At 70.4% G+C, this 6936-nt stretch carries 8 protein-coding genes; 7 read left to right on the top strand and 1 reads right to left on the bottom strand.

Features of this window, described 5'->3' with window-relative positions:
* The 7 genes from ACTWQJ_RS43630 to ACTWQJ_RS43600 form a co-directional block, all read left to right on the top strand.
* Positions 1-1075 (top strand): MFS transporter (locus ACTWQJ_RS43630; protein ID WP_443311944.1); only part of this gene is annotated, 1075 nt, incomplete at its 5' end.
* On the top strand, positions 1072-1950 hold the full coding sequence (locus ACTWQJ_RS43625; protein WP_443311943.1) for an alpha/beta fold hydrolase: 879 nt from the start codon (positions 1072-1074) through the stop codon (positions 1948-1950). The genes ACTWQJ_RS43630 and ACTWQJ_RS43625, both read left to right, overlap by 4 nt.
* Positions 1951-2064: 114 nt before the next feature.
* Positions 2065-3048, top strand: a complete 984-nt coding sequence (locus ACTWQJ_RS43620; protein WP_443311942.1) for an NADPH:quinone oxidoreductase family protein — start codon at positions 2065-2067, stop codon at positions 3046-3048.
* Position 3049: 1 nt separating this feature from the next.
* On the top strand, positions 3050-3490 hold the full coding sequence (locus ACTWQJ_RS43615; protein ID WP_443311941.1) for an FAS1-like dehydratase domain-containing protein: 441 nt from the start codon (positions 3050-3052) through the stop codon (positions 3488-3490).
* A gap of 15 nt (positions 3491-3505) precedes the next feature.
* Positions 3506-4696 (top strand): CaiB/BaiF CoA transferase family protein, encoded by a 1191-nt coding sequence (locus ACTWQJ_RS43610; protein WP_443311940.1) that lies wholly within the window; start codon positions 3506-3508, stop codon positions 4694-4696.
* The gene (locus ACTWQJ_RS43605; protein WP_443311939.1) at positions 4693-5073 is read left to right on the top strand and encodes a MaoC/PaaZ C-terminal domain-containing protein; all 381 of its coding nucleotides are present in this window, start codon (positions 4693-4695) and stop codon (positions 5071-5073) included. Before ACTWQJ_RS43610 ends, ACTWQJ_RS43605 begins: the two co-directional genes overlap by 4 nt.
* A gap of 12 nt (positions 5074-5085) precedes the next feature.
* On the top strand, positions 5086-6741 hold the full coding sequence (locus ACTWQJ_RS43600) for an acyl-CoA synthetase (RefSeq protein WP_443311938.1): 1656 nt from the start codon (positions 5086-5088) through the stop codon (positions 6739-6741).
* Here ACTWQJ_RS43600 and ACTWQJ_RS43595 read toward each other — a convergent pair.
* Positions 6742-6936: helix-turn-helix domain-containing protein (locus tag ACTWQJ_RS43595; protein ID WP_443311937.1), on the bottom strand; the 195-nt coding region annotated here is incomplete at its 5' end.

Raw genomic sequence — 6936 nt, 5'->3', positions numbered from 1 at the left:
CGGTCACCTCGGGTACAAGATCGGCCGGCGCCGGACGCTGATGCTGACCCTGACGATCATGGGTGGGGCGACCGTCCTGATAGGACTGCTGCCGACCTACGGGGTGGTCGGCTTCTGGGCACCCCTCCTCCTCGTCGTCCTGCGCGTGCTCCAGGGGGCGGCCGTCGGCGGCGAGTGGGGCGGCGCGGTCCTGCTCATCGGTGAGCACGCGGGTGCCGGGCGCCGCGGGAGGGCCACGAGCTTCGCCCAACTGGGCAGCCCCATCGGCCTGTTGCTGGCCAATGGCGTCGTCCTGGGCGTCGTCGCCCTGACCGGGAAGCAGGGGTTCCAGGACTGGGGCTGGCGGATCCCGTTCCTGTTCAGCGTCGTGCTCATCGTCTTCGGCGTCGTGCTGCGCCGGCAGGTCGAGGAGTCACCGGTGTTCCGGCAGCTCCAGGTGGAGCGGTCGATGGCGAAGTCACCCGTGACCGAGACCCTCCGCAGACACGGCGGGCGACTGCTCGTCGCGATCGGGGTGACAGTCGTTTCCTTCGGCGGCTACTACGTCTTCACCACCGTCGCACTCGCTTATCTGGCGCTGCGGGAAGTCCCCAGCTCCTACGGCCTGTACGGCACGGTCATCGGTGCCGCGCTGTCGCTTCCCGTGATCCTCGGCAGTGGCGCTCTCTCGGACCGCTTCGGCCGCAGGCCCCTGTACGCGGTTTCCGGGATCCTCATGGGAATCTGGGCGTTCGCGTTCTTCCCGTTGCTCGGAACCGCATCGCCGGCCGGCGTCATCACCGCGATAGCCGTCGGCATCGTCCTCTGGGGGATTCTCTACGGGGCCCAGGGCGCGTTCCTGCCGGAACTCTTCCCTTCCCGCGTCCGGTACACGGGTGCCTCGCTCGCCTACCAGGTGACGGGGGCGCTCGGTGGCCTGGTTCCGGTGGTGTCGATGTCGCTTCTGGAAGGTTTCGGCACCACCGTCGCGATCGCCGTGTTTGTCGCGTTGACCGCCGCGATATCGCTGGGTGCCCTCGGGATGGCGCCGGAGACCGCGCATCCGGGTTCCGCCGGGCTGGAGGTGGACCGGTGAGCGCGCCGACCGTCGAGCACCACCACGCGGAGCTGGGCGAGGTGCGGCTGCACTACGTCACGACGGGGCAGCCCCAGGACTCCGGCGCGGAGACCGTGGTGCTGCTGCACGGCTGGCCCCAGACGTGGTACTGCTGGCGTCGGGTCATCCCCCTCCTGCGGGACGATTTCCACGTCGTCGCGCCGGACCTGCGCGGTCTGGGAGACTCGTCGCGGCCTGCCGGCGGCTACGACGCCCGCACGGTGGCCGCCGACATCGAGGTCCTGCTGCGCGAACGGCTCGGACTGGACCGCTTTCACGTGATCGGTCACGACTGGGGCGGCATCGTCGGCTACGCCTTGGCCGCGCACTTCCCGGGAAACCTGGCGAGCCTGACCGTCGTGGACGTCGCGATTCCGGGCGACGGCAACCCGGACATCAGTCAGGGCGGACGTCGCTGGCACCACGCTCTGCACCAGACGGCGGACCTGCCCGAGAAGCTCGTCGCGGGCCGGGAAGAGACCTACCTCGGCTGGTTCTACGACAACTACGGGCACCGGCCGGACGTCATCACCGATGACGAACGTGCGGAATACCTGCGTACTTACACCGATCCCGACGCTCTGCGAGCCGGATTCGAGTACTACCGCGCGCTGGACCGGAACGCCGCGGACAACGCTCGCAGCGCCAAGGAGTACCGCATCCCGATCCCTGTGCTGGCCCTGGGCGGGGCGACGAGCTGGGGCCGGGGCGAGCAGGTCGCCGAGTCGCTGCGCCGGCTCGCCGACGACGTCACCGGTGGCGTCATCGGCGAGGCCGGCCACTGGGTGCCAGAGGAGCAGCCCGTCGAGCTGGTCCGGCGGTTCCGCGAGCACATCGCCGCCGCCGGGTTTTGAGTATCGGCCAAGACGGCCTGCCGGTCTTTTTGGTCCTGGCACGAAGACACGGCGTCTCGTGCCCGGGCAGGATCGCCACGAACGTTTCGCATGCCGAGTGAGGAGAACGCGCCAATGAAGGGCGAGGAAGTCCGTTCGCTGGTCGTCAGCGAGCCGGCGGGGCCCGACGCACTCAGGATCGGCTCGCTCAGGCTCTCGCCGGCGCCGGACGACGTCGTCATCGACGTCCACTCGGCGGGCGTGACGTTCCCCGATCTGCTCCTGACACAGGGCCGGTACCAGGTGAAGCCCGAACCGCCCTTCGCGCCGGGGCTGGAGGTCGCCGGGGTGGTGCGGTCGGCACCCGCTGACTCCGGCATCGCGCCGGGCGACCGGGTCATCGCGTTCACCGGGCACGGCGGCGGCTACGCGGCGACGGTGGCGGTGCCGACGCCGAAGGTCGTACCCATCCCGGACACCATGGGCTTCGACGAGGCCGTCGGTCTGATGGTCAACTACCAGACCTCCTACTTCGGACTCGCCGAGCGCGGGCGGCTCCGTGCGGGTGAGACGGTGCTGGTGCACGGAGCCGCCGGGGGCGTCGGCACCGCGGCGGTGCAGATCGCCCTCGGGCTCGGCGCCCGCGTCCTGGCGGTCGTCAGCGACGAGGGCAAGGCGGACATCGCCAGGGAAGCCGGGGCCCAGGAGGTGATCATGGTCGGCGACTGGGCCGAGGAGGTCACCGAGCGGACCCGAGGCGAAGGCGTCGACCTCGTGTACGACCCGGTCGGCGGCGATCGTTTCGACGCCAGCCTGCGCCTGATCCGGCCCGGCGGCCGCATTCTCGTCATCGGCTTCGCCGAGGGGCGGATCCCGCAGATCGCGGCGAACCGGTTGCTGCTCCGCAACATCGACGCGGTCGGTGTCGCGTGGGGACACTTCGTGCCCCACGACGCGGGGTTGATCCGCCGCGTCGGCGCGAAGCTCAACGAGCTGGCCGAGGCAGGCCATGTCCGGCCCATCGTCGGCGCGACCTACGCGCTCGAAGACGGCGCGCAGGCGCTGAAGGACCTCGAGGCGCGCAAGACCGTCGGCAAGAGCGTGCTGAGGCTGCGCTGAGATGACCGATCGGGATCTGGTCGGGCGTACCTTCGAGCCGTGGACGTATGAGGTCGGGATGGAGAAGATCCGGGAGTTCGCCGCCGTGCTCGGGCACCAGGAGGCCTGCTACTTCGACCGCGAGGTGGCCCGGTCCCTGGGATTCCGCGACGTCGTCGCGCCCCCGATGTTCGCCGTCGTGTACTGCGAGTGGATGGGGCCGGCGGTGCTGGACCCGGGCGTGGGCATCGACTACGCGCACATGCTCCACGGCGGGCAGGAGTTCGAGTTCGGCGTGTCGGTCTGCCACGGTGACGTCATAACGACCACCGCAGCGATCGCCGACGTCCACGAGAAGAAGAACCTCCGGTTCTTCGTGTTCTCGTCCCATTCGGTCAACCAGTTCGGTGAGACCGTCGCCGACGGGCGGTGGACGATGATCGTCCGCCGCACCGACGGCTAGTCATGCGGAGGTGACATGTCCGGACCGTTGCGAGGTGTGCGGGTCGTCGAGCTCGGTGGCATCGGTCCCGCCCCGTTCGCCGCGATGATGCTGTCCGACCTCGGTGCCGAGGTCGTCCGGATCGACCGGCCTCTCTACGGCGACCTCGGCGAGCACCAGAGACACGACTTGGACCTGCTGCTGCGCGGGCGCCGTTCGATCGCCCTGGACCTCAAGGTGCGACGCGGCAAGGAGACCGTCCTGCGCCTTCTCGACCAGGCCGATGTCCTCCTGGACCCGTTCCGGCCCGGCGTGGCCGAACGGCTCGGGCTCGGGCCCGGACCGGTGCTGGAACGCAACCCCCGGCTGGTCTACGGACGGATGACGGGCTGGGGCCAGACCGGACCGCTGGCCACGGCCGCCGGGCACGACATCAACTACGTCGCGCTGGCCGGCCCGCTGGCCGCGATGGGGCGCCGGGGCACGCCGCCCCCGCCCGCGCTGAACCTCGTCGGCGACTTCGGCGGCGGCGGCATGGTCCTGGTCGTCGGTGTGCTGGCGGCCCTGCTGGAACGAGGCGTGTCGAACCGGGGCCAGGTCATCGACGCCGCGATGATCGACGGCACCGCGGCGCTGTTCACCTCCATCGTCGGGTTCATGAACATGGGCGTGTGGAGCGGCAATCGCGAGGACAACTTCCTCGACGGGGGAGCGCCGTACTACGACTCGTACGCCACCGCCGACGGCCGGTACATCACGATCGGCTCGATCGAACCACAGTTCTACGCCCTGCTCCTGGACCGGCTGGGGCTCGACCCCGCCGAGTGGCCGCAGGACGACCGGTCCCGCTGGCCCGGCCTGCGGGCCAAGCTCACCGAGATCTTTGCCTCCGAGAGCCGCGATCACTGGATCGGGGTGTTCGAAGGAACGGACGTCTGCTTCGCCCCGGTGCTCACGGTGGACGAGGCGATGGAACACCCGCACGTCAAGGCGCGGGGGACCTACGTGACCGAGTACGGCATGCGGCAGCCTGCTCCCGTCCCGCGCTTCGAGCGCACGCCCGGCTCGATCCAGTCGCCACCGTGCTCCCCGGGGGAGCACACCAAGGCCGCGCTGGCCGACTGGGGCTTCGCCGAGCAGGAGATCGCGGAGCTGATCGGACTCGGCGTCGCGGTCGACCGTCCCCGGGCCAGCTCGGCGCGACCAGGTCAGGGAGCGGACACATGAAACCCGGCGAAACCTTCGACCTGTCCGTAACCCCGGACCGCGACCTGCCGCACCGGTACGCGCGGGCGTCGAAGGACTTCAACCCCATTCACATCGACGAGGAGTTCGCGCGCGGTGTCGGACTGCCGAGCAACATCCTGCACGGTCTCTACACGATGGGCATCGCGGCTCGCGCGGTGCTGACGGCGGCCGGCGGTGATCCCCGTGCCCTGCGCCGGATCGCGGTGCAGTTCCGCGATTTCGGCGTCCCGGAACAGGAGATCGTCGTACGCGGAACGGCCAGTGACACCGACGGCGACGAGATCGTGGTCGACCTGGTCGCCGACCAGAACGGCCGCCCGCTGATCCGCGGTGGCGAAGCCGTCACCCGGCTTTGAGGAGGGGCATACGTGGCACACTCCGGCAGCTCTGCCGCGGACGAGTGGAAGCGGGTCCTGGATACGCTGGACCAGGACCCGGAACAGGGCTTCAACCTGGCCCACGAGTGCTGCGGACGCTGGTCCGCCGACCGTGACCGGCTCGCGTTGATCATGTGCAGGCCGGACGGCAGTTCGCAGCGGCACACTTATCACGACCTCTTCCAGCAAGCGAACCGGGCCGCCGATGCCTTCGTGGCGGCGGGTCTCGGCCGCGGCGCGAAGGTCGGGGCGATTCTCACCCGTCAGGTCGAGGCGTGGATCACCGCGCTGGGCACATGGCACGCCGGGCTGGTGTACGTGCCGTTGTTCTGCGGGTTCGGGCACGACGCGATCGCGCAGCGGTTCAACGCCGCCGAGGTCGACGCCGTCGTCGTCGACCGGCGCTGGCGGCACGTCTTAGAGGCCGCTCGCCCGTCGCTGCGGCGCGACATCCAGGTGTTCACCGTCGCCGGCGCCGAGGGGGAGGGGCTGCTCGACGGGGACCGCGACTTCTGGTCGGAGCTCGCAGCGGGCCATCCGGTCACGGCGATGGTCGGCACCGCCGCGGACGAGACGGCGGTCGTCATGTTCACCAGCGGGACGACCAGCGAGCCCAAAGGGTGTGTCATCCCACATGCCGGGGTGATCTCGCTGCTGCCCTGGCTGGACCACAGCGTGACGGCCGATCAGAACGACGTCCTGTTCACCACCACCGACCCGGGATGGTCGTTCGGCCTCCTGGCCACCGGCGCGGCTCCGATGGTGCGCGGCGTGACCCGGGTCATGTACACGGGCGACTTCGATCCCGCTGCCTGGCTGGACGTGATGGAACGGGAGCAGGTCACGTGCCTGACCTCCGTCCCCACGGCCTACCGCCGACTCGTCACGGTCGCCGGCGAGCGGGGCATCCCATCGTCGGTGCGCTGCGCGGTGAGTGCGGGCGAGCCGCTGGACGCCGAGACGGCCGCCCGGTGGCGGCAGCTGACGGAGGCGCCGCTGCGCGACGGATATGGCCAGACGGAGCTGGGCATGGTGCTCGCCGATCTCGCAGCCGACGGGACCGGCACGGTTCCCGGCTCGCTGTCGGGCGTGCTCCCCGGGTGGGAGGCGCGCCTGCTGGGCGAGGACGGGGAGTTCATCGACGGTCCCGGTCAGGGCGAGATCGTCCTTCGGCGGCCGCCCTACCAGCTGACGAGTGGCTACGCCAACGCCGGGGACCTGTGGGAGTCCCGGCTGGTCCGGGCGGAGTGGTTCCGGACCATGGACGTCGTCCGGCTCGACGAGGACGGCCGGTGGTCGTTCGTGGGCCGCAACGACGACGTCATCGTCACGGCCGGGTACAACGTCGGCCCCGGTGAGATCGAGTCGGTGCTCACGTCGCATCCGTCGGTCCTCGAGGCCGCGGCGGTCGCGGCTCCGGATGCCGAGCGCGGATCGGTGGTGCGCGCCGTGGTTGTCCTCGCCCAAGGGGTCACCCCGTCCGAGGACCTCACCGCCGAACTCAAGGACCTGGTGCGCCGGGAGATCGGCCGGCACGCCTACCCCCGCGTCGTCGACTACGTTCCCGACCTGCCGAAGACCGTGACGGGCAAGATCCAGCGCGCTTCGCTGCGGGAACGGCAGCCGCGGCCGGCCGACGCCCGGTAGTCAGGGCGACCGGGTCGCGGCGAGAACCAGTTGCACGGCCAGCCTGGCGTCCGGGTCCTCGAAATCGAGCGGCGCCAGGTCGGCCAGCCGTTTGAGCCGGTAGCGCAGCGAATTGGCGTGGATGTGCAGTGCCTCCGCGGCGCGCCGGACGTCGCCGAAGCAGTCGAGGTACACCCGCAGAGTCCGCCGGTAGTC

Source organism: Streptomyces sp. KR55 (genome assembly GCF_052245645.1).
GTDB classification, from domain to species: domain Bacteria; phylum Actinomycetota; class Actinomycetes; order Streptomycetales; family Streptomycetaceae; genus Streptomyces; species Streptomyces flavusporus.
This window is presented reverse-complemented; position numbering and strand designations above follow the sequence as displayed.

Bases quoted from the DNA above. Each gene is read 5' to 3' on its own strand.
- ACTWQJ_RS43620 (WP_443311942.1), top strand. From the start codon at position 2,065: ATGAAGGGCGAGGAAGTCCGTTCGCTGGTCGTCAGCGAGCCGGCGGGG.
- ACTWQJ_RS43615 (WP_443311941.1), top strand. From the start codon at position 3,050: ATGACCGATCGGGATCTGGTCGGGCGTACCTTCGAGCCGTGGACGTAT.
- ACTWQJ_RS43610 (WP_443311940.1), top strand. From the start codon at position 3,506: ATGTCCGGACCGTTGCGAGGTGTGCGGGTCGTCGAGCTCGGTGGCATC.
- ACTWQJ_RS43605 (WP_443311939.1), top strand. From the start codon at position 4,693: ATGAAACCCGGCGAAACCTTCGACCTGTCCGTAACCCCGGACCGCGAC.